Origin of the sequence: Paenibacillus silvestris (assembly GCF_009882985.1) — a bacterium.
In the GTDB taxonomy this organism is placed as follows: domain Bacteria; phylum Bacillota; class Bacilli; order Paenibacillales; family NBRC-103111; genus Paenibacillus_E; species Paenibacillus_E silvestris.
This window is the reverse complement of sequence record NZ_WTUZ01000010.1, coordinates 94,359-116,301: the sequence shown is the minus strand read 5'-3', so window position 1 is coordinate 116,301 and position 21,943 is coordinate 94,359. Positions and strand designations below refer to the sequence as shown.

Genomic DNA, 21,943 nt, shown 5'->3' with positions numbered 1-21,943 from the left:
CAATGATAACCTACTCATTGAAGAGAGCTGTTTCTATTGTTAATATTCTTGTTATTTTTGCTGTGAATTTGCTGCTTGGTTTCACGGATATCACGCCTCATGCACACGCTGCAGGAACTACGGATGGATTAATTGCGTGGTATAAGTTTGATGATGTGAGCGGAAATGTGATTAAGGATGCTTCAGGAAATGGCAATAATGCAACGGCGTCAGGAGAAACGTATAGCTTTACAGATTGGGAGCAGGGAAAAGCGATTAGTTTGAGCGGCGGTCCGAGTGCAACGGGGGCTAATGTCAAACTGCCAAACGGAATATTTAATGGCGTTAACAATTTTACAATATCTACATGGGTGAATATGCGTGCGACGACGAGTTACATGCGTATTTTCGATTTTGGTGTAGGGAATACGACCAGCTATATGTATTTAACACCTACTGGGAATAACGATGGTGCAAAAGGATTAGCTTTCGGGATTACGACGAGTGGCTGGTCAAATGAAGAGAAAGCGCAAAAAGGTACAGCGCTTACGACTAACATTTGGAAGCATGTGACCGTCGTTTTAAATGGACATACGGTGACGCTTTATGAAAATGGGTTGAAAGTCGGCGAAAATACTTCGTTAACTTTGACGCCGGCAAGTCTTGGCGCAACGACAGCTAACTATATTGGGAAAGGACAGTTTGCTGATCCTACGATCAATGCATTGTTCTCAGATTTTCGTATCTATAATAGAGCCCTTGGTGCTTCCGAGGTTGCTGGGTTAATCAATAAGCCTGACAGCGAATTAGTGTCTGCTGACATGGCCGCCCTTCTTGCGGGGGTTAATCTTAGAACCGTGGACACCGATCTATCATTAATAAAAAAGGGGCCATACGGTTCCGATATTGCCTGGCAATCCAGTAATACGAGTGTCATTGCGACAGATGGCAAGGTAACTCGCCCAGCTCCAGGTCAATCTGACGCAGCGGTTACACTAACAGCAACAGTGACGAAGGGAGCTGCGCATGATTCTAAAGTGTTTGAAGCTATCGTGCTCGCTCAATTATCTGATCAACAGAAACTGCAATTAGATAAGGAAGCTATCAGTCTTGGGAGCATAAGCGCAGTAACCAGAAATTTGGATTTGCCAACGGAAGGGCGTAATGGCTCCGTTATAACTTGGCAATCCGGCAATACGAGTGTGATACACAATGACGGAACTGTCGTCCGACCAGCGGCTCGGACTGGCAATGCGGTCGTTAACCTCACAGCTACGATCAAGAATGGGAGCGCGACGGATACGAAAACTTTCGTCGTGACCGTGCTGGAAGAGCCATTCGTGCTGACGTTAAGCAGTATTGAAGCAGTAAACATCGACACGGTTGTTGGCACAGCCCCAGTCCTGCCGAGTAATGTCATTGCAGTTTACAATGACGAGGAAACGACCAGGCAACTGAGCGTAACTTGGGATAATGTTAACCCAACAGAGTATGTTGCTGAAGGTTCTTTCACTGTTCAAGGGACAGTAGAAGGAACAAGCATCAAAGCAGTTGCCCATATCAAAGTGAGATCACTTAGTTTTCAATCAGCGTTCAATATGAGCAGTTTGAATGGCAGTCAAACACTTACTGCAACTGTAACTGGAACAAATAAGGGCAGTACAGATGTTGCTTCTTTGGTAACACTCGCGCTTTATGATGCAGCTGGCAAATTGGTGGATAAAACGCAAGTGAGTAAAAGTGTGACCAAAGGTGATCCCGTCACCTTAACCGCAAATCTGACTTTACCTGCTGATGTAACAGGTTATTCTGCCAAAGTGCTTGTTTGGGATGGAACAGATTTGCAAACTTCGCATTTGCAGCCCCTTAGCGGCGTAGCGGAATTGACAAGCACACCAGGCATTCCGCTGGGATTAACCGCTAAACCCTCAGAGACCATTCCACAGATTGAGATTGCCTGGCAGCCTACTTCCGAGGCAGCAAGTTACGACCTGGAGATGGATGGAACAACCATTAATAATGTTACAAGTCCATTTATCCATCAGGGATTGCTGTATGGCTCCAAGCATACGTACGCAGTAAGAGCGAAAAACAGCACTGGCACCAGCGCTTGGAGCAAATCCATCAGCGCACAAGTGACATCGACTCCAGGTGAAGCAAACCTTATCGTTCAGCCATTTGGTTTAAGTGATGTTACTCTACAAGACAGTATTTTTACAAAGTTAAGAGACAGTGAATATTTATATCTGGACGGCTACAATTTGGATAAATTGCTGTTCGCCTTCCGAGCTGCTGCAGGACTTGATACCAAAGGAGCCACAGCAATGGGCGGTTGGGATTCGGCAGCGGGCAAATTAAGAGGTCATTCCACAGGTCACTTCTTGTCTGCCTTTGCTCAGGCATACGCCAGCAGTGGCGAGGCAAAATGGAAAACGAAAATTGATTACATGATCGATGAATTGGCAAAAGTCCAGGATGCGTTGGCAACACAACCTAATGGCATGGAGAAATCAAACCTCGGGAAAAATAATCCTGCCTTAGTGGGGAATAACTCACCTGGCTACCTAAGTGCTTACGGGGAATGGCAATTCATTTTATTGGAGAATGGTGCTGTATACAATGGGAATGAGTCTGATTTCAACACGATCTGGGCTCCTTACTATACACTGCACAAAATTATGGCAGGCTTACTTGACAGCTACAAAGCGACTGGAAATGCAAAAGCCTTGAGTATGCTTGTTAAAATGTCGGATTGGGTGGATAGTCGATTGAGCAAATTGCCACAATCCACACTAAACAGCATGTGGGGCAGATACATTGCTGGCGAGTTTGGTGGTATGAACGAAGTTTTAGCAGAAATTAGTACAATTACTGGTAACACGAAATATTTGGGAACAGCCAAATTGTTTGATAATTCCAAGCTGTTCACGCCAACGGCCAATAATCAAGATACGTTAAACGGTATTCACGCTAACCAACACATTCCACAAATTATTGGCGCATTGAAAGTGTACGATCAAACAAATGACGCTTCCTACTATAAAGTGGCTCAAAATTTCTGGGGCATGGTGACGAATCATCGCCAATTCAGTAACGGCGGCAGCGGTGTAGGCGAGTTGTTCAAGGAATCAGACAAAATTGGTTCTTATATTGTGGAAGGTGGAACGAGCAAAAACAGTCAAGCCGAGGATTGTGCAACATATAACATGCTGAAGCTGACTAGAGAGCTCTTCTTCCATAATCCGGATGCGAAATATATGGACTATTATGAAAGAGGTCTGTATAACGGTATTCTTCCTTCCAAAGATCAAAGCGCTTCTAATAGTGGTGTGGTCTATTTCATGCCATTAGGTCCGGGCAGCACGAAGGGATATGGCCGTACTAGCTTTACCTGCTGCGCAGGAACGGGATTGGAAAGCCAAACTAAATATCAGGATTCTATCTATTTCCGCTCAAGTGACAAGAAATCTTTGTACGTCAACTTATATATGCCATCAACGTTGAATTGGGCTGAAAAAGGAATATCCGTTGTTCAAACAACGAACTTCCCAAGTGAAGAAGGCAGCACGCTAACCGTTAAGGGCAGCGGACAGATGGATATTAAGCTTCGCGTACCGTACTGGGCTGTCAAAGGCTTCACGGTCAAGGTAAATGGTGTAACGCAAAACATAACGGCAACACCAAGTACGTATGTCACGATAAGCAAAGTATGGGCTGACAATGACAAAATTGAGATTTCGATGCCGTACAGCTTACGTGTAGAAAAAACGCCAGATGATCCTGCAATGGGCAGTATTTTCTATGGACCGCTTCTCATGGTCGGCAAAAACAGCAGCACGAAGTTTATTAATTTGAATTTGAACGAAACCGATCTTTCCCAGTCCATAACTCCAGTGGCAGGCACTCCTCTGAATTTTACAACAAACGGAGTTACGTTAGTGCCTATGTACACGGCTTACAATTTTGCTTATCATGCTTATTTCAAAATTAATCAGTAATGAGTTATCGAGAAGGAGGGGAACGTGTGTCTAAAAGAATCATTTCTGTTGTCGCAACATTGGCTATGCTCATCTGTATGTTGGCTATTATTCCAGCACCTAAAGCAGCAGCTGCCGGCACAACGGCTGAGATCAACCAGGTAGAAACCACGGTCGATCAAACAACACAAAAGGTCACCTTTCATGGAGTAATCAGTCTTGGCATGGGCAAGGATGTCACGATGATTGTCAACAATCCTCAGGGACAACTCGCGTATTTGAATCAAACCAGCAGTGGCGAGGGTGGCCATTTTGCCTTTACGTACGCACCAAACGATTGGCTAGGGGGTACGTACAACTTCAAAATAGGTGGCGAAGGTGTTGCGCTTCCCTATTCCGGAAGCTTCCAACTTTCAAGTACATCATCGCCAGCGGCAACATTGACAGGACCTGCTTCTGTCTTAGGCGGTCAGCCGGTCGATTTGAAGCTGGGTGTAAGTAATCATACATCATCTTTCTCCGTTTTAAATGTCGTGCTCAATTACGATCCTAATCTGTTGCAATTTGAAACAGTGACGGATAATGGACTTATCTCTTTGGCGGATGCGTCTATTGGTTCACTGAAAGAGAACTTTAAGGTGCTAGTTACAGGAGTTAAGCCGGATAAGGGTCAGATTTTAATCCTAATGTCCAGTATTGGCTCAGGGAACGAGGTAGCTGGCGGAGATCTGCTTAGCCTGCATGCGAAAGCAAATCTCGTTACCACTTCCGTTACCAGCAATGTCTATCTGTCTGATGCTGCCGTATCTTCGGGAGGGGCAAAGGTAGATTTGGACGGAGCTTCCTTAACACTTCAAATTCATGCTTTGGATAAAGAAGCGTTAAGCTCCTTGATTGCTTCGGCTCAGAGCTTGCATGATGCGGCTGTTGAGGGCACTCAAGTCGGTCAATATCCAAGCGGTTCCAAACATACGTTATTACTCGCTATTAACGATGGGAAAGTTGTTCGTGACAACGCTGGAGCAACAGAAGCGGAAGTGCAAACAGCTTTGAGCAATTTGGATGCTGCTTTAAGAACATTCATCAAATCGGTAAATACTTCAACGGGTCCTGGTCCAGGTCAAGCAGACAAAGAAGCACTCGGCGCATTGCTTGTTAGCGCTCAGAGTAAGTTGGATGCTGCTGTCATTGGTACTAAGGTTGGTCAGTATGCTAGCGAATCGAAAGCTGCATTGCAGGCATCGGTTACAAGTGCAAAATCCGTATTCAATAACTCGTCAGCTACACAAGGTCAAGTAGATGCTGCGAAAGATGAGTTGGCTGCAGCGCTGAAGCTGTTCACGAACAGTATCATTACCTTGATTCCTGGTGCAACGAAAATTACAATTAATGACTTGTCTATGATTGCGAAATTCTATGGAGCTACTTCGACAGACGCGAACTGGAGTCAAATCGAGAAGGCAGATATTAACGCTTCTGGTACGATTGACATTCAAGATCTGGCAGCAGTTGCTAGAATGATTATCGACGAGTGGCTTACAGAAGAATAAGCATGAAAAAAGCTGTCCCGGCGCTGTATGTGGCTGGGGCAGCCCTTCTTTGCTGCAACATGTTCACCAGCTTATGCTTAACAGCAAAAACATCCCTTCCTGCAGTCTTCTGCGGGAAGGGATGTTTTTATCTTACTTCTAGTGAATCCTTCGTCATCTCTTTATTTCCGGTATCCATGTATACCGGAATCGTTTCTCCACGTGCTGCGCGAAGCAGTTGTGCAATAATATCATCTCCCCATACTTGCTCGTTCTGAGAGATAACAGAGGTTATCTGGCCGTTGATAAGGGCTTCTTTCACATTGGGCATCATCCCGAAAGACAAGGCATTTCGTTTCAATCCTTTGGCCTTCCATAAGAGGATCGAGGCGGAACTGGACAAAATATCAAGGGTGATAAGTGTGTCGAAGTGAGGGTGGTCATCGATCATACGCTCCAAGTCAGACAGAGCTTTATCGGAGGAGCCCTCGTTATAACCTACTTCAAGCACTTGAATAGCCGTATTCCGAGATAAGTAGTCGAGCATGCCGGAAAGCCGGTTTTTCTGAATAGGAGTGCTAGACATTCCCGATTCAACAAGCACCATGCCTTTTCCTTTCATGAGCTTGCTAACGACTTCCCCCATTAAAGCGCCGCCTTTGTAATGATCAGGGCCGATGTAGGATAGGCGCCGGCTTAATGGTGAGTCGGTTTCGAAACACACAACGGGTATCCCAGCTTCGACAGCTTTGTTGATAGCAGGGACAAGAGCATCTGGATCAATTGGAGCAATCGCAATCCCGTCTACCTTTTGTTTAATCATGGTTTCCATCATGCGAATCTGCTGTTCTAAACTAACCTCTTCCGGTGCTTTGACGATTAACTGAACGGAATTGGAGGCAGCTGTTTTTTCAGCTAATTGTGTAATAACTTCATAAAAAGAATGTGCCATTGGATAAATAATCCCAAATGTATAAGCGGGAGGATGTTCACTTTTTTGTGAAGAAGATGGCGTTACCGTAGAGAACAAAGGACCAGTCGTATGATTGGAATCCTGGCAGCCCACGGTTGTAAAGAGTGAGAAGAACACTAAGATTAGAAAGGATTTCCTAAGAGTAACTGACAAAGCCCTTATGCTCCTCTCTCTCAGGTGTAGGCAAGTCTTTGTTATATTGGCCATTTTTGCGGAACTGCCTAGTCGTCATACCGGTTACTCGCTTAAATAGATTTGAAAAATAATGAGCATCGTTATAGCCAACAAGGAAAGCAATCTCATAGGATTTGGCTTGAGTTGTCTGAAGCAGTTCCATCGCCTTGCGGATTCTTGTTTGGGTTAAGTATTCAATGAACGTTTGGCCATTTTCTTGGCTGAACACTTTACTTAAATGACCTGAGCTTAAATTGACATGGTCTGCAGCATCTTGAAGAGAAAAGTAGTCTTTATCATAATGCTCATGGATGTATTTCTTTACTTTAAGCAACATATCTCCATGTTTATCAGATGCTCCTGACCGCCACTGCCAATATTGTTCGGCCAGCTTAATCAAGTAGGAGCGCGCTTCATCCAATGTCCGAATCGATTCTATGTCCTTCTGCAGCTCATAAAGTGTGATATCGAAGTTCGCGATATTAGGGTAAGAATCCCTTGCTGATCGAAATACTTCCAACGTCAAATCGTTTAATATGTAGTAGCCAATAAGTGAAGAGTGCCAATCTGTATGCTGAAGGATGGAGGCAAATGAATGAATGAACGTTTCTGTATGAGCCGGAGAGCCAATCTTCAGAAATTCTACAAATTTTGCCCGGTCTAAGAAGACGGACTGCTCGAAGGAACCGTTTCTTGATTCCAGCATCGCATGGCGATTCTGCCTTGATAAACGGCGCCAGTGCATGTCTTCCATGGCTTCAAGGAATGAAACATGAATGCCCTGCATCCGATCTTGAACACTTCCGATCCCAATGGATATGGAGTAGGAGAGATGCTCCATTGATTGATTTTGAGCTTGCTGAACCGTATCTAATGCCTGTTTGGTTTGTTCTGGTGAGTCAAATTTCAAGATCCATACCCATTCCGTTTTACTGCGTTTGAACACCAAGTGGTTGCTGCCATCTAGCTTGAGATTCAGTTTATGTTCGGCTTGCTTCATGTCGTCTAAGAAGTTCTCCTGAAAGGAATCCGAGAGAGTTAGTTTTCGGAAATCGGCGGTTACGACAACATAGTAACGTGAGAGCAGATTCAAGTTCAATTTGGAACTTAAATGAACAGCCTCGGAAGTTGTAATAAATCCGCTGCACAAATCATTCAGCAGCTTACTTTGGGTTAAACTGGCTTGCCTTCTTTCTTCCAGCTTTAATTGCTCGATCTCCAATTTCTCCTGACGTGCAGCATCTATCTTGTCGCTAACCTGACGGAGTGTTACGAGCAAATCTGCCGAGCTGATCGGTTTTGTGCAATATTCCTCTATGCCAAGACGCAGGGCGGTTCGCGCATATTCGAAATCGCCATGCCCACTTAGGATCACAATTTTGATATCGGGCATATTTTTCCTAACAAATGAACTGAGTTCCAAGCCATCCATGAAGGGCATTTTAATATCTGTAATGAGAATATCAGGTTGATACTGCTCTATCATTGGGAGGGCAACTTCACCGTCTGAAGCATCTCCGCAGTAAATAAAGCCTTCCTTTTCCCATTGGATTGTATCACGAATTGTTTCACGGATTAGAATCTCATCGTCAACCAGTAACACTTTTTTCATTACATATTACCTCCTGTCATGGGTATTCGAATCGTAACTTTCGTCCCCTCATTTTGAATACTGTCGATACTCACACCATATTTATTCCCATAATACAGTTTGATTCTTTGTTGAACATTATGCAGGCCGAACCCTCCGGACACTTCATTGCCGGTTTGCTCAGGAGGTTGATCATTCGTTAAATATTCGCGCATCTGTTCAAGCTTCTCCGGTGACATTCCAATGCCGTCATCTTCTACAAGTAGTACAATGTCTTCCTCGTTCTCAATCAGGCCGATGATTCGAATCATACCTTTTCTGCGCTTGTTCTTTAAGCCATGATATAAAGCGTTCTCGACAATAGGCTGAAGGATCATTTTCAAGATCGGATAAGGGTTCAATCGGGCGTCAATCTCAATCTCATAATCCAAAATATCGCGGTAGCGCATTTGTTGAATGACTAAATAACTATGCACATGCTCGATTTCTTTATTAATAATAATCCAGTCACGTCCCTTGCTTAAAGAAATTCGGAACAGCTTGGATAGCGATTGAACCAACTGAATGACTTGACTATTCTTGCCCGCCTCCGCCATCCATACGATGGAGTCCAGTGTGTTATACAGAAAGTGGGGGTTAATTTGTGCTTGCAGAGCCCGCAATTCCGCCTTTTTAATTTCCTCTTGCTCCTTAATGCTTTGTTCGAGCAGTTTACGAATTTTACTAAGCATGATGTTAAAGCTTTTGCCGAGCAGCGCGACTTCATCGTTGCCCTTTGGAACGACTTTGGCTTCCAAGTAACCTGAAGCGGCGAGCTGCATTTTACTTTTTAAAAGATGAAGAGGATGTATCAAACGGTTTGAAATGAAAAAATGAAGGGAAACGGCAAAGACAAAACTTAAAACAACGGTAATGATGATGAGCTGTCGAATGGAATTCGCTTCTTCAACAATTTCTTGAAGGGGAACGTAGCCTACAATACTCCAGCCTGTCATCAGCGAAGGCGCAACGTAGACGAATTTCGGCTTGCCTTCGGATGAATCTATGTAATTCGTGTCAGTTCCGTTTAGTATGTGTGATAAATCTGAGGGGGGCGGGAGCTTGACAGTTGCTTTCAGTGTTGATGGCTTAAAGATGGGGGTACCGGATGAATCAACAACAAAGTAGAACCCTGACTGGCCGATCGTAACGTTATCGCAAAATTGCGTGACAACTTTATCATCAACATCGATGACGATAAATCCAATTACTTCATGCGTAATCTGCTGCTTCACGGCGGCCATGATGGAGATGACATTCGAGTTACTGTATTGAAAGCCGTCGATTCTGTCCAGCGTAGAAGCTTCAGAAGGAGGGACAATTAACACCTCGTCTGGGTTTTTCGTCAAATACGTCAAGTGCAAGTTGCGCAGCGGATTCTTCTCAAGCTGAAACAACCCTTTTCTTTCGCTAATGCCACGACCGTACAAGTTCACCATGGTTATATTGAGAACGCTATCATATTGGTACGTTTGTCTGTAGGAATCCATGGTTCTTAGGATTTGTTTGGTATCCTCGTAGGTATCCTCTTGGGAAAATAAGAACCGAAGCACTTGTGTGTTTTTACTAATTTCAAGCAGCTTTCTCGTGTCTATAAATTGTGTATCCAGATCTCTGGCAAGCTGATCTGCGGATAACATGGCGGCTGCTTTACTGTTATTAAAAACGGTTTTAAATGATTTCTGGTAGGAGATGAGTCCAACCGAGATAAGAGGAATGCACGTTAGAATGATAAACATTGTGAGCAACTTCGTTTGTAAGCTCGATGAAATCCATTGGATTAATCTCATAAATGTTTAAGTAACCTTTCTAATGCGGAGGTAGTAGTCTCCATCTTACTATATCAAATTGTCTTCCGTGCGGATATGGCAACGTATACATACAACCACAAATAACAATTTTCTCTTATAAAAACAAACTTTTCATGAAAAAGTCAGGGCAAATCACTAAAAAATTTACAAGAATTGAGCGTGAAACTCCGTATAAAAGGTAGGTGAAAGCGTTTTATAATGAGGTCACACCGAACAAGAGGTGAACGATGGGGAGGAAATAACATGATTATTACGAAAAAAATGGGGGTTCTCGTTGTGGCCTCCTGTCTAATGCTGCTCACAGCAGCCTGCGGGGGTAGTACACCAACAGGATCGAGCACGGCAGCTCCGACAACTAACGCAGGAGCTACTACGGCTCCAGCAGCACCTGCTGCTGCAAAGAAAATCTCGCTTGGCTTTGCTCAAGTTGGAGCGGAAAGCGGATGGCGAACAGCGAATACGAAATCAGTGCAAGACTCAGCCAAGGAGGCAGGTTTTGATTTGAAATTCTCCGACGCTCAACAGAAACAAGAGAATCAAATCAAAGCCATTCGTACCTACATTCAACAAAAAGTAGACGTCATTGCGTTCTCGCCAGTCGTTGAATCCGGCTGGGATACGGTTCTGAAAGAAGCGAAAGATGCGAAAATCCCGGTCATTCTGACAGACCGTGCAGTTGATTCCAAAGACACCTCTTTGTACGTAACATTTATTGGTTCTGATTTCGTGGAAGAAGGCAAGAAAGCTGGCAAATGGGTTGCCGATAAGTACAAAGATGCGAAGGAAGATGTGAACATTGTTGAGCTTCAAGGAACAACAGGTTCCGCCCCAGCCAACGATCGCAAAGCAGGTTTCGCTGAAGAGATCAAAGGCAATGCTCACTTGAAAGTGATTGCTTCTCAAACCGGAGACTTCACACGAGCGAAAGGGAAAGAAGTTATGCAGGCGTTCCTGAAAGCTCATAAAGATATCGATGTGCTATATGCCCACAATGATGATATGGCGCTTGGAGCCATTCAAGCCATTGAAGCTGCTGGCCTCAAGCCAGGTCAAGACATTACCATTATTTCCGTCGATGCGGTAAAAGACGGCATGACAGCAGCGAGCGAAGGTAAGATCAACTTTATCGTTGAGTGTAATCCATTACTTGGGCCACAGCTGATGCAAGCAGTTAATGACGTTATTGCTGGCAAACAAATTGAGAAACGGATCGTAACGAAAGAAGGCGTGTTTACTTCGGAAGACGCGAAGAAAGTGCTTGCTGATCGCCAGTACTAATAACCAGTTCGAGTAACCAGTTAGAATAACCAGTACAAATAACTAAAGAGAAAAGAAGAAAGCCACTCCATACAAGTAGCAGGTGGAGTGGCTTTTCTCTATTTGGAGAGGAGTCATTCGATGAGTGAAAATCAGCCGATCTTGCAAATGACCGATATTCACAAACAATTTCCCGGTGTCAAAGCGCTGTCAGGTGTTAACTTCCAGTTGTTTCCCGGAGAGGTTCACGCGCTGATGGGGGAGAATGGCGCAGGGAAGTCTACTTTGATCAAGGTTCTTACCGGTGTGTATGCCATTGACCAAGGATATGTAGAAATGGATCAGGAATCAATAAAGATCAATAGCCCTTTGGATGCGCAACAAGCGGGAATCAGCACGGTGTATCAGGAAGTTAATTTGTGTCCAAATCTTTCTGTAGCGGAAAATATGTTTATAGGCCGCGAGCCACGCCGCTTCGGTCGTATTTTATGGAAGAAAATGAACCTAGATGCTGCTGAACTGCTGAAGAAGAGAATGAATTTGGAGATTGATGTGACATTGCCTCTGCATAACTATTCGGTAGCCGTGCAGCAATTAATCGCGATTGCGAGAGCAGTCAGCATTTCCGCGAAGGTACTTATCCTGGATGAGCCTACTTCCAGTCTGGACCGTGGAGAAGTCATGCAGCTATTTACCGTCATGACGAGACTGAAGAAAGAAGGATTAGCCATTCTCTTTGTGACGCATTTCCTTGATCAGGTGTATGAAATCTCAGATCGAATAACCATTCTTCGTAATGGAGAATTTGTTGGAGAGTATATGGCTGAGAAGCTCTCCCGCATAGATTTAGTTTCGAAGATGATTGGCAAAGAACTGCATTTGCTGGAGGATCTTCCGAAGAGCTCGAACGATAAAGGGTTGAACGCGGAGGTATTAATAGAGGCCTATTCGCTAGGGAAAAAGGGCTCCATAGAAGCCACTGATTTGACCATTCATAAAGGGGAGATTGTTGGCTTGGCGGGGCTTCTAGGATCTGGAAGAACTGAGTTTGCGAGATTGCTCTTTGCAGCAGATCGAGCAGATTCAGGAAAGCTGAAGTTTACGGATTCGAATGAAACGATTCATTCACCGAGACAAGCGATAGACCAAGGTATCGCCTTCTGCTCCGAGAACCGGAAAACGGAAGGCATCATTGACGATCTGACCATTCGGGAGAATATGATCCTCGCGCTGCAAGCAACACGTGGCTGGTTCAATACGATTCCCCGCAAGCGTCAGAACGAAATTGCGGACGAATATATCCGCGCATTGAATATCAACCCTCCTAATCCGGAGCATCTCATCAAAAATTTGAGCGGAGGCAATCAGCAGAAAGTACTGCTAGCCAGATGGCTGCTTATGAATCCTAAGCTTTTGATCTTAGATGAGCCAACAAGAGGAATTGATATCGGTGCAAAAGCGGAGATTCAGAAGCTTGTTCTATCGCTTTCTCAGAAGGGGATGTCGGTACTCTTCATTTCTTCTGAGCTGGAAGAAGTGCTGCGGGTCAGCCAGCGCATTGCCGTATTGCGGGATCGTAAGAAAGTGAAGGAAATGTCTGGCGAGGAAATTAGTCAGCGTAATGTCATGAAAGCAATAGCGGGGGGATGAGGAAACATGGTTAAGCATCATTTATTTTGGCCAGTGTGCATGCTAGCCGTGCTGCTGTTGTTCAATTTCATCTATTCACCAAGCTTCTTCTCCATTCAAATGAAGGATGGCCACTTATATGGAAGCTTAATTGATATTTTGAATTTCGGATCGCCGCTCATTCTAGTGGCTATTGGCATGACCTTAGTTATTGCAACCAAAGGTATCGATCTTTCCGTTGGCTCCGTGGTGGCTATTTCCGGAGCACTGTCTTGTTTAACGATTAGCAAAAGCAGTGATCAGAACGCTGTAAGCGTACTCGTGCTGTCGATTGTGATTTCACTCGTGTTATCGCTGGTGCTAGGACTCTGGAACGGCTTCTTGGTTGCGAACGCGGGTATTCAACCGATCATCGCGACTCTGATTCTGATGGTAGCCGGAAGAGGGATTGCTCAGCTCATTACAGGAGGGCAAATCATCACGGTAACGAGTTCATCATACAAATATATTGGCGCAGGATCGTTAGCCACTTTGCCGTTTTCTATCTTTCTGGTCGCTATCGTGTTTGCCGCAGCAGCAATACTAACCCGCAAAACAGCGCTCGGACTGTTTATAGAATCCGTCGGCTGCAAGCCAACTGCAAGCCGCTTAGCGGGCATTCGCTCACGTACGGTCATGCTCGCAGTCTATATTTTCTGCGGTGTATGTGCGGGGATTGCCGGCTTGATCTTGAGCTCGAACGTGTCCAGCGCTGACGGTAACAACGCAGGTTTGTGGTACGAGCTGGACGCGATTCTTGCAGTCGTCATTGGCGGCACTTCACTTAATGGTGGAAGATTCTATCTGACGGGCACATTGATCGGAGCACTCATCATCCAAACGTTGACGACAACCATCTATATGATCGGTGTTCCTCCTGAAATCACACTAGTTGTTAAAGCCTTTGTCGTGCTTGCTGTCTGTTTAATTCAATCCGAGGCCTTCCGCCAATCCATCGTTGCCCGCTGGAAGAGTCGTCATTATCCAGCTGAACGGGAGGTCAAACGTCATGTTGTTTAATCGCAAATATGTTCCGATTTATGTAACGATCTGTTTATTCGCCTTGATGTATATCGCAGGTTCTTTCCGGTATGCGGGCTTCTTCTCCCTGCAGGTTCTGCTGAATCTGCTTATCGATAATGCTTTTTTATTGATAACGGCCGTGGGGATGACCTTCGTTATTATCTCAGGCGGGATCGATCTATCGGTCGGTTCTGTCATTGCTCTAACGACCATGATTTCCGCTTCGCTGGTGCAAGCAGGCTGGTCGCCAGTTCTGGTTATCCCGCTCGTTCTCATCATAGGTGCGTTGTTCGGATGGGCGATGGGAGCTATCATTTACTATTTCAAAATCCAACCCTTCATCGTCACATTGGCTGGGATGTTCTTAGCAAGAGGGTTATGTTATGTAATCTCCATTAACACAATTACCATTGATAACCCGATTTACACGAGCATGGCTCAGACCAAAATTCCGATGCCTGGCGGCAACTTCATTTCGATTAGCGTTGTCATTGCCTTACTCGTCGTTGCAATTGGCATGTATATGGCTCACTACACGCGCTTCGGGCGCAATGCATATGCCATTGGAGGAAGCGAGCAGTCGACGATCCTAATGGGATTGCCTGTAGCCAAAACGAAAATGGGCGTGTACGCGTTCAGTGGTTTCTGCTCAGCACTGGCTGGTGTTGTATTCACTTTCTATATGTTATCCGGCTATGGCTTACATGCAATGGGGATGGAGCTGGATACAATCGCCGCTGTGGTGATTGGCGGTACGCTTTTAACCGGGGGAGTAGGCTATATTGCTGGCACGTTCTTCGGGGTTCTGATTCAAGGGGTGATTCAGACCATTGTAAGCTTCGAAGGAACACTTAGTTCATGGTGGACGAAAATTGCGATCGGCATGCTGCTTTGCCTGTTCATTTTGCTTCAAAAGGCATTAAGTGAGCGGAAGTGGTTTACCAAGAAAAGCATGTAATGGTGGTTGAAAAGACTTTGAGGGCAATGAACAATTGTCAAGCGAAGTCTTTTTTCCTGCATGCATATTGTTACTTTCTTGTAAGCGTTTTATAATACAAACATAAGAAGTAGAAGGAAATTTTTGCTAAAAGGGGATTCCGATGCTGGGGAGATCATTCAGCTCATTAATGAGAAGCAAACTGTTGATTATCCTGTTTCTGGGTATGATTTTGATTTTATATACGTTTGATTCTGTTCATAATTCCTCTACCCGCTTTACATCTAGTGAGGATAAAACAGCCGCTAAAAACGTTGTGAATCATACAGACCAAGATCAGGGGCTTGTTCGTCCAATCGTATTGGGATTCTCGCAGCTAGGATCGGAAAGCGCATGGCGGAATGCGAATACGATATCCATTAGAGAAGCAGCGGAGGAAGCAGGCATTGAGCTGCATTTTGAGGACGCAGATCAATCACAATCCAAGCAATTTGAAGCCATCCGTTCTTTTATTAAACAAAAAGTGGATGTTATCGCGATCGCGCCGGTTATCGAGTCAGGTTGGGAACCGATTTTGAAAGAAATTAAACAAGCTGGCATTCCGCTGATTATTCTAGACCGTTTAGTAAATGTGAGTGATTCTTCTTTATATGTGACCTATATAGGTTCAGATTTCTATGAAGAGGGTAGAAAAGCCGGGAAATATGTGATTGATAAACTGAGCAGCAAAAAGGAGATCGTTGGCATCGTTGAACTTGGAGGCACGGAAGGCTCAACCCCTTCCATAGCCAGAGGTAAAGGGTTCCGAGATGTCATTAAGGAGCATGAGAATTTAAAGATCCTGAAGAGCCAGGCGGCTGATTTTACTTTTGCCCAGGGGAAGCAAGTCATGAAGTCTTTTCTGAACAAAATGGGTAATGAAATTAACGTTCTGTATTCGCATAATGATGATATGGCTCTTGGCGCAATTGAGGCGATTGAGGAGTTCGGATTGCGTCCTGGGAAGGATATTATCATTGTATCTGTTGATGGCACGAACAAAGCATTTGAGAAAATGGCTGAGGGCAAAATTAATAGTGTCGTGGAATGCAACCCATTGTTGGGGCCTAACTTAATGCAAGCAGTCAACGAACTTATGCAAGGACGTAGCTTGCCCAAAAGAATCGTAACGCCTGAGAGTGTTTTTACGGAGACGATGGCTTTAGAAGAGGTAGGTAAAAGGAAGTATTGAGAAGTGCGGATTAGCCACCATTTCTGGTGGTTTTTTTGTTATTATTGACTATCAGGCATATGGTTGTATAATACATATATTAACATTTAATTGCATCATACAATTACATCCAAAATCGTCCAATTCATTATGATGGAAAAGGGGAAACGAAGTGACGAACAGCTCATCTGAACGATCCTCGTTCTGGTTCATTATTCTGGCCATCTTTTTTGGAAACTTTATGGCTATTCTCAGCTCGACTACGATCAATGTGGCGTTCCCGATATTTATGAAAGATTTCGATGCTGAGCTCGGCAAGGTTCAGTGGATGATTACCGGCTTTTTACTCGCTACGGGAGTTGTCGCTCCGATTGTGGGCTATTTCGGTGACAGATTCAGCTATAAAAGACTCTATATTTTCGCGTTGTCGGGGTTTACGCTGTTCGCTGCATTATGTACGGTAGCTTGGAGTATCAATTCTCTGATCATTTTCCGCACGCTGCAGGGCGTGTTCAGCGGCTTAATTATTCCAACGACTTTAACGATGATTTATCAGTTTATTGAAAAAGACAGGCAGCCATTCGCGATGAGCTTATGGAGCTTATCCTCCATGCTGGCGCCTGCATTCGGTCCAACCTTGGGAGGTCTATTAACGGAGTATTTCGGCTGGCAGTCGTTATTTATGCTTAACGTGCCTATCGGAATTGCAGCCGTCGCCGTCGCGTTCAAATGCTTGCCATATCTGAGCATCAATTCGTCTAAGACGTTTGACTTTCCTGGATTTATCACCGTGCTGCTCAGCAGCTCCTTTATTATTCTCTCTTTTACCGAAGGGAACGGGTGGGGCTGGACCAATTGGAAAACGCTCTTCTTTTTTCTTGTGGGAGTGGCAGCGCTCATCTACTTCATTCGTCGGGAACTGCGCATAGCTAGTCCACTGCTTAACCTTAGCGTGTTCCGAACGCGCCGATTTACGTATAGCTTGATCATCAATTGCATCATTACCGCTTCGCTGTACTCGGGCACTCTATTAATTCCAGTGTTTGTGCAGGACGTTCAACATTCGACCCCGCTGGTCACAGCACTCATCCTGTTACCCGGTTCCATGGTTATGGCGCTCTGTTCCCCCATCGTGGGTAAGCTGTACAGTCGAACGGGACCTTTTCCTCTCATCATGGGCGGTATTCTTCTGTTAATTGTATCCAACTGGGAGCTAAGTCATATTAGCTTGCAGGCCTCTCACGTCTATGCAGCAGGCTGGATGACAATTCGTTATATCGGGATTTCGCTGGCATTCATGCCAGTTATGAACGCTGGAATGTCTTCCATCTCGAAGGAGAAGTCTGGCCACGCCTCATCTGTGACGAACTGGGTGCGGCAAGCAGTAGGTGCGCTTTCAATTGGAGTGTTCAGCTCCCTTCTTGCTGCAAGGTCATTAGCACACCAGAAGGATGTAGGAGTAGATGCGTCGGCAAGCTCCTCTTTCATACGGGATCAGGGCATGACGCTAGCGGTTCAGGATGTATTCCTGATCGCCGTATTTATCTGTATTGTGGCTATTCCTCTTAGTTTCATTCTGAGAGAGAAGCGAAACAAGCGCCGAGCAGTGGGTCTTCAGGGGTAATGATAATCTAATAAAGAGAACGCATGGGAAACCAATTGCGTTCTTTTTTAGTGTTTGGACATCAAAGTTAACGACAAGATTACTTCCAATATGTGTTAAAATTTGGTTACAGAAAGTCAGAAAGGAATGAGAAATGATGATTGAATGCCCTTGGTGTAATCAACTTGTTCACTTGAAAGATAACGTTTGCCCAAATTGTAAGCAAGAAGTTCTTCCAGAGCACTTCGTAGATGAAGCGCATGCTGTAGAGAAGAATTACAGCATGGATGTAGAAGAAAATGTAGAAGAACTTAGCATTGAGGACGCGATAATTCATAAATTCAAATGTGCTAAGTGTGGAACCTGTGAGTGTTCGGTCAAAGAAGTTGCTGTGAATGGGACAGGTTTCAGTAAGATTTTTGATATCGAAAATAATCATTTTTTATTTGTTTCTTGCTTGAATTGTGGCTTTGTGGAAGCTTATAATCCGGATGTACTAAGAGGGCATAAATCAGGTAAGTTAGGAACCATTATGGACATATTATTCGGGGTTTAGATGATCGCTGTTACTGAAATGTGAGCGAGGCGTCAGTGTCAAGAGGTTTTAATCAGACTCATTTTGAGTTACGATAATAATAGAGGGCAATTTCCGTTTGAAGAAGTAAAGCAGCATCAGCAAGAGGAGGGAAGTAAACTGGAAAACTTTGCATGCTTATACATCGTACGCGGTGAACCTTATCGACCGGGCACCTGCGTAAATCTCAGTGAGGATGAGACACTGGTCGGCCGGGTATCCCATCAGTTAACTCCGGATTTGCCCCTTACGAACGCTTTTATTTCCCGGGAGCATCTCGTCATCCGGAAAGAGCAAGACAAGGCGGTACTTTATGATTTAGGGAGTCGTCACGGAACAGAGATCAACGGTGTTTTGTTAACGCCGCACACCCCATATACGTTGAAAAATTTTGATATCATTAAGCTCTCTAAAGGGATGACCGTCATCCATTTTTCTTATATGTTCGCCGATCAGACCTTAGAAATAGAACCGCTCAGCATCACCAGTCATTTGGAAATGCCGCTCATGATTCATTGGGATAGAAGAGAATGTGTCGTGGAAGGCAAGCGAATCCTAATGTCCGAAAAAGAGTATTTACTGATTCGTGTGCTGCACGATAATGCCAATCGGCTCGTGCCGCTCGAGGAAATTAAATCTAGGGTGTGGCCAGAAAGATCTACAGGAGCAGAAGGCTTCTCAGACGTAACATTGGATGAACTCAATGCCCTGATCTATCGAGTTCGAAAAAAATACGGAAAAGCAACCTTTCTGATTAGCGCTGTCCGCGGCAGCGGCTACATGCTCGAAACTGAATTGAAATCGTCATAAGGAAAGTAGGGACACTTCTTGAAGTATATACAGGCAGAATATTCTGGCCCACTTAACGGAACGGTACATATCCCGGGAGCGAAGAACAGCTCCCTTGCTTTACTTGCTGCTGCTTGTCTGGCAGATAATATCGTAACTTTTGAAGGTATCCCACGCATTGACGATGTCCGTGTTATTGCGGAGATTGGGCGAGATATTGGCATGAAGTTAGAACAGCGTGGCGGACAAGTCATTATTGACCCACGTTGGATTCACAGTTCGGTGATTGATCCTGGTAAAGCTTCGAGCTACCGGGCTTCTTATTATTTTGTAGGCGCGTTACTTTCCAAATTCGGTAAAGTCACAATCGGTTTACCTGGTGGCGATGATTTCGTTTCAAGGCCGATTGATCAGCATATTAAGGTGTTTAAAGCGCTCGGAGCGCAGGTAAATCTCTTCAAAGATTATTACGAGGTCGAAGCTGCGGAGCTGAAGGGGGCGGACATTTATTTCGACACCATTACTTCTGGTGCGACGATTAATGCCATGCTGGCAGCTGTGCTGGCCAAAGGGCGGACGCAACTACATAATGCAGCTATGGATCCGGAAGTTTGCGATACGGCAAGGTTCCTCATTCAATTAGGTGCGCGAATCTACGGAGCGGGAACGGAACATATTCGAATTGAAGGCGTCTCGTATCTGGATGGGGGTACGCACACAGTAATCCCAGACAGGCTGATTGCCGGAGCTTTCCTGATGTCTGCCGGGCTCCACGGGGGACAGGTTACAGTCATGGACGTCATCCCGGAGCATCTGGGATCATGTCTAGCTAAGCTGGAGGAAATAGGGATGCATGTGGAATGTGGCGATAGTCAAATTACCGCATATGGAACAAATTCACTGAAAGCTACGCGAATTCGCACAGGGATGTATCCGAGCTTCGCCACCGATTTACAGCAACCGATGACCGCACTTCTGCTTCAAGCCAAGGGCAAGAGCATAGTTACAGATCGTATCTATCCTAAGCGTCTCGCACACGTTCCGCAGCTGCGGAGACTTGGCGCAGAGATTGATTTGCGAAGCGAAAGTGCTTTTATAACCGGAGGACGCCCATTGCAAGGCGGCTGGGTGCATGCCACAGATGTGCGTGCAGGCACTTGTTTGTTGATGGCTGGTCTAGCGGCAGAGGGAAGCACGTTTATTACCGGCGTTGAGCACATCGAGCGCGGCTATGAAGACATTATTGGCAGCTTCAGTTCCATAGGAGCTAAACTTTCGATGCATGAAATGGATGCGCAGGAGTTACCTAGTCAAATTCGTGAATCATTCTGATATAAGAACAACACAAAACATCGCGCTTGGTATGGCGGTGTTTTGTTTTTTGAGAAGTGCTTTTTAGGAAAGGGGTCAGCGAAATATGGTTACTTTAGATGTCATGGATTCAACAGAATTTCAGGATTACCTCATCACTGCCATTAACAGCTATGCAGAAAGCAATGTTCAATCCGGCAATTGGAGCGAACTGGAGTCTATCAGGAAGGCAACAGAACAATACGCACATCTTTTGCCTGATGGTGAGAGAACCGCAAATAATAAATTATTTACGGTTCGTTCAGATGGCCAAGAGGTAGGAATGATTTGGTTAGCATTGAAACCGAACAATAAAGGGTTTATCTACGATATAAAGATTAAGAACGAATTCCGAGGACGTGGATTTGGTAAGCAAACAATGGAAGAGATTGAGAAGCTGGCAAGAGAATTTGATGTGAAGAGCATGGGACTTCATGTGTTTGCTCATAACCAAATAGCGCGTGGTTTGTATGAAAAGCTAGGCTATAAAGAAACGAGTGTTGTAATGGCAAAAGAGCTATAAATAGGAAACGCGCACTTGTTTGACGTGGTAGAATTTTGAAAGTTATCAATATGAACATTTTTCATTATCTAGATTTGATTGTTCACAATTCTTAAGAGTAAAGACTCTTCATCTGCGCTTCCTAATGGGATTTGCGATAACTTATTGGAGATACCAAATCTGATTAATCGGTTATCTGTTTCTCGATCAATCACTTCTCACGAGAAGTAAAAGAAGAAACCCCAATGGACCCTTAAGTCCTCTGGGGTTTACGTGTAAGCTTAATGGACCAGCAAACTTGCTTGAGTTTGAATATATGCAGCATATCTTTTAGCTTCAAGTGAGAGATAGGTATCGTTATCCTGAGCTGTAGCTCCATAGGTTACAAAAGCTGGAAGATAAGTGCCATTACATTTTGTAATTGTTCGTTGGATAGGTTTTAAAAACTCACTGACTGTGAACCAATTGTCTCCGCCTGCCTGGTAGCAGTTCTCCGTACCTCCCGTTGTTGTTGCAATAATAAATTCTTTACCCAGCAAATTATTTCCTCCAGGACCATAAGCCCAGCCATAAGTAAATACATCGTCGAACCATTTCTTTAATAGCGGCGGACAACTATACCAGTACAATGGAAATTGTAAAACTATCCGATCATAAGCTAAAAGTAATTGTTGCTCCTTCTCGATGTCAAACTTCCAATTCGGATGCTCATGATATAGGTTTCGAACTTCTAGGTTTTGGTGTTTACTAATTTCAAGTATAAGTGCTCGATTTGCGCGGGATGTCTCTAAATTTGGATGGGCAACTACGATCATTGTTTTCATTTTTGGAACCTCCTGAATGTTACACAAGTTAGCTTTGCTACACCTCCATTATTGAGTCGAATGAAACTTTTGAAAAGTACGCTCTTTTTTCATACTAAGTCTGGAAATACGTACGAATACAATCTGCTGTACT

The 21,943-nt window shown here is 44.5% G+C and carries 16 protein-coding genes; 12 read left to right on the top strand and 4 right to left on the bottom strand.

The window, feature by feature from the left end; genetic code table 11:
• Positions 1–2 precede the first annotated feature (2 nt).
• Complete coding sequence (locus GQF01_RS03980) at positions 3–3,977, top strand: beta-L-arabinofuranosidase domain-containing protein (protein WP_161405573.1); 3,975 nt, start codon at positions 3–5, stop codon at positions 3,975–3,977.
• Positions 3,978–4,003: 26 nt separating this feature from the next.
• Complete coding sequence (locus GQF01_RS03975) at positions 4,004–5,506, top strand: cohesin domain-containing protein (RefSeq protein WP_161405572.1); 1,503 nt, start codon at positions 4,004–4,006, stop codon at positions 5,504–5,506.
• A 127-nt stretch (positions 5,507–5,633) separates the two neighbouring features.
• Here GQF01_RS03975 and GQF01_RS03970 read toward each other — a convergent pair whose 3' ends face one another.
• The 3 genes from GQF01_RS03970 to GQF01_RS03960 are packed head-to-tail and all read right to left on the bottom strand — an operon-like array spanning position 5,634 to position 10,001.
• On the bottom strand, positions 5,634–6,611 hold the full coding sequence (locus tag GQF01_RS03970; protein WP_235958920.1) for a sugar ABC transporter substrate-binding protein: 978 nt from the start codon (positions 6,609–6,611) through the stop codon (positions 5,634–5,636).
• Entirely contained in the window at positions 6,595–8,244 is a 1,650-nt protein-coding gene (locus tag GQF01_RS03965; RefSeq protein WP_161405570.1) for a response regulator, read from the bottom strand. The genes GQF01_RS03970 and GQF01_RS03965 overlap by 17 nt, the downstream gene beginning before the upstream one ends.
• Positions 8,244–10,001 carry a sensor histidine kinase gene (locus GQF01_RS03960; protein ID WP_235958916.1) on the bottom strand — a complete coding sequence of 586 codons (1,758 nt, stop codon included), beginning with the start codon at positions 9,999–10,001 and terminating at the stop codon, positions 8,244–8,246. The genes GQF01_RS03965 and GQF01_RS03960 overlap by 1 nt, the downstream gene beginning before the upstream one ends.
• Positions 10,002–10,316: 315 nt before the next feature.
• Here GQF01_RS03960 and GQF01_RS03955 point away from each other — a divergent pair, with 315 nt between their 5' ends.
• From GQF01_RS03955 to GQF01_RS03910, 10 genes are all read left to right on the top strand, one after another.
• Complete coding sequence (locus GQF01_RS03955) at positions 10,317–11,351, top strand: ABC transporter substrate-binding protein (RefSeq protein ID WP_161405568.1); 1,035 nt, start codon at positions 10,317–10,319, stop codon at positions 11,349–11,351.
• Between the two features lie 120 nt (positions 11,352–11,471).
• Positions 11,472–12,980, top strand: coding sequence for a sugar ABC transporter ATP-binding protein (locus GQF01_RS03950; RefSeq protein WP_161405567.1), 1,509 nt, complete (start codon positions 11,472–11,474; stop codon positions 12,978–12,980).
• Between the two features lie 6 nt (positions 12,981–12,986).
• The gene (locus tag GQF01_RS03945) at positions 12,987–14,018 is read left to right on the top strand and encodes an ABC transporter permease (RefSeq protein ID WP_161405566.1); all 1,032 of its coding nucleotides are present in this window, start codon (positions 12,987–12,989) and stop codon (positions 14,016–14,018) included.
• Positions 14,008–14,979, top strand: a complete 972-nt coding sequence (yjfF, locus tag GQF01_RS03940) for a galactofuranose ABC transporter, permease protein YjfF (RefSeq protein ID WP_161405565.1) — start codon at positions 14,008–14,010, stop codon at positions 14,977–14,979. Before GQF01_RS03945 ends, yjfF begins: the two co-directional genes overlap by 11 nt.
• Positions 14,980–15,148: 169 nt before the next feature.
• On the top strand, positions 15,149–16,189 hold the full coding sequence (locus GQF01_RS03935; RefSeq protein WP_161405564.1) for an ABC transporter substrate-binding protein: 1,041 nt from the start codon (positions 15,149–15,151) through the stop codon (positions 16,187–16,189).
• Between the two features lie 151 nt (positions 16,190–16,340).
• Positions 16,341–17,792, top strand: coding sequence for an MDR family MFS transporter (locus GQF01_RS03930; RefSeq protein WP_161405563.1), 1,452 nt, complete (start codon positions 16,341–16,343; stop codon positions 17,790–17,792).
• Positions 17,793–17,964: 172 nt separating this feature from the next.
• Positions 17,965–18,327, top strand: coding sequence for a zinc ribbon domain-containing protein (locus GQF01_RS03925; RefSeq protein ID WP_235958907.1), 363 nt, complete (start codon positions 17,965–17,967; stop codon positions 18,325–18,327).
• 63 nt (positions 18,328–18,390) lie between these two features.
• A complete protein-coding gene (locus GQF01_RS03920) occupies positions 18,391–19,155 on the top strand; it encodes an FHA domain-containing protein (protein ID WP_235958904.1) in 765 nt (254 codons plus the stop codon).
• Between the two features lie 18 nt (positions 19,156–19,173).
• Entirely contained in the window at positions 19,174–20,466 is a 1,293-nt protein-coding gene (gene murA / locus GQF01_RS03915; RefSeq protein WP_161405562.1) for a UDP-N-acetylglucosamine 1-carboxyvinyltransferase, read from the top strand.
• A gap of 85 nt (positions 20,467–20,551) precedes the next feature.
• Positions 20,552–21,007, top strand: a complete 456-nt coding sequence (locus tag GQF01_RS03910; RefSeq protein ID WP_161405561.1) for a GNAT family N-acetyltransferase — start codon at positions 20,552–20,554, stop codon at positions 21,005–21,007.
• A 260-nt stretch (positions 21,008–21,267) separates the two neighbouring features.
• On the opposite strand, the gene GQF01_RS03905 is transcribed toward GQF01_RS03910, so the two are convergent.
• On the bottom strand, positions 21,268–21,810 hold the full coding sequence (locus GQF01_RS03905; protein ID WP_161405560.1) for an NAD(P)H-dependent oxidoreductase: 543 nt from the start codon (positions 21,808–21,810) through the stop codon (positions 21,268–21,270).
• Between the last annotated feature and the right edge of the window lie 133 nt (positions 21,811–21,943).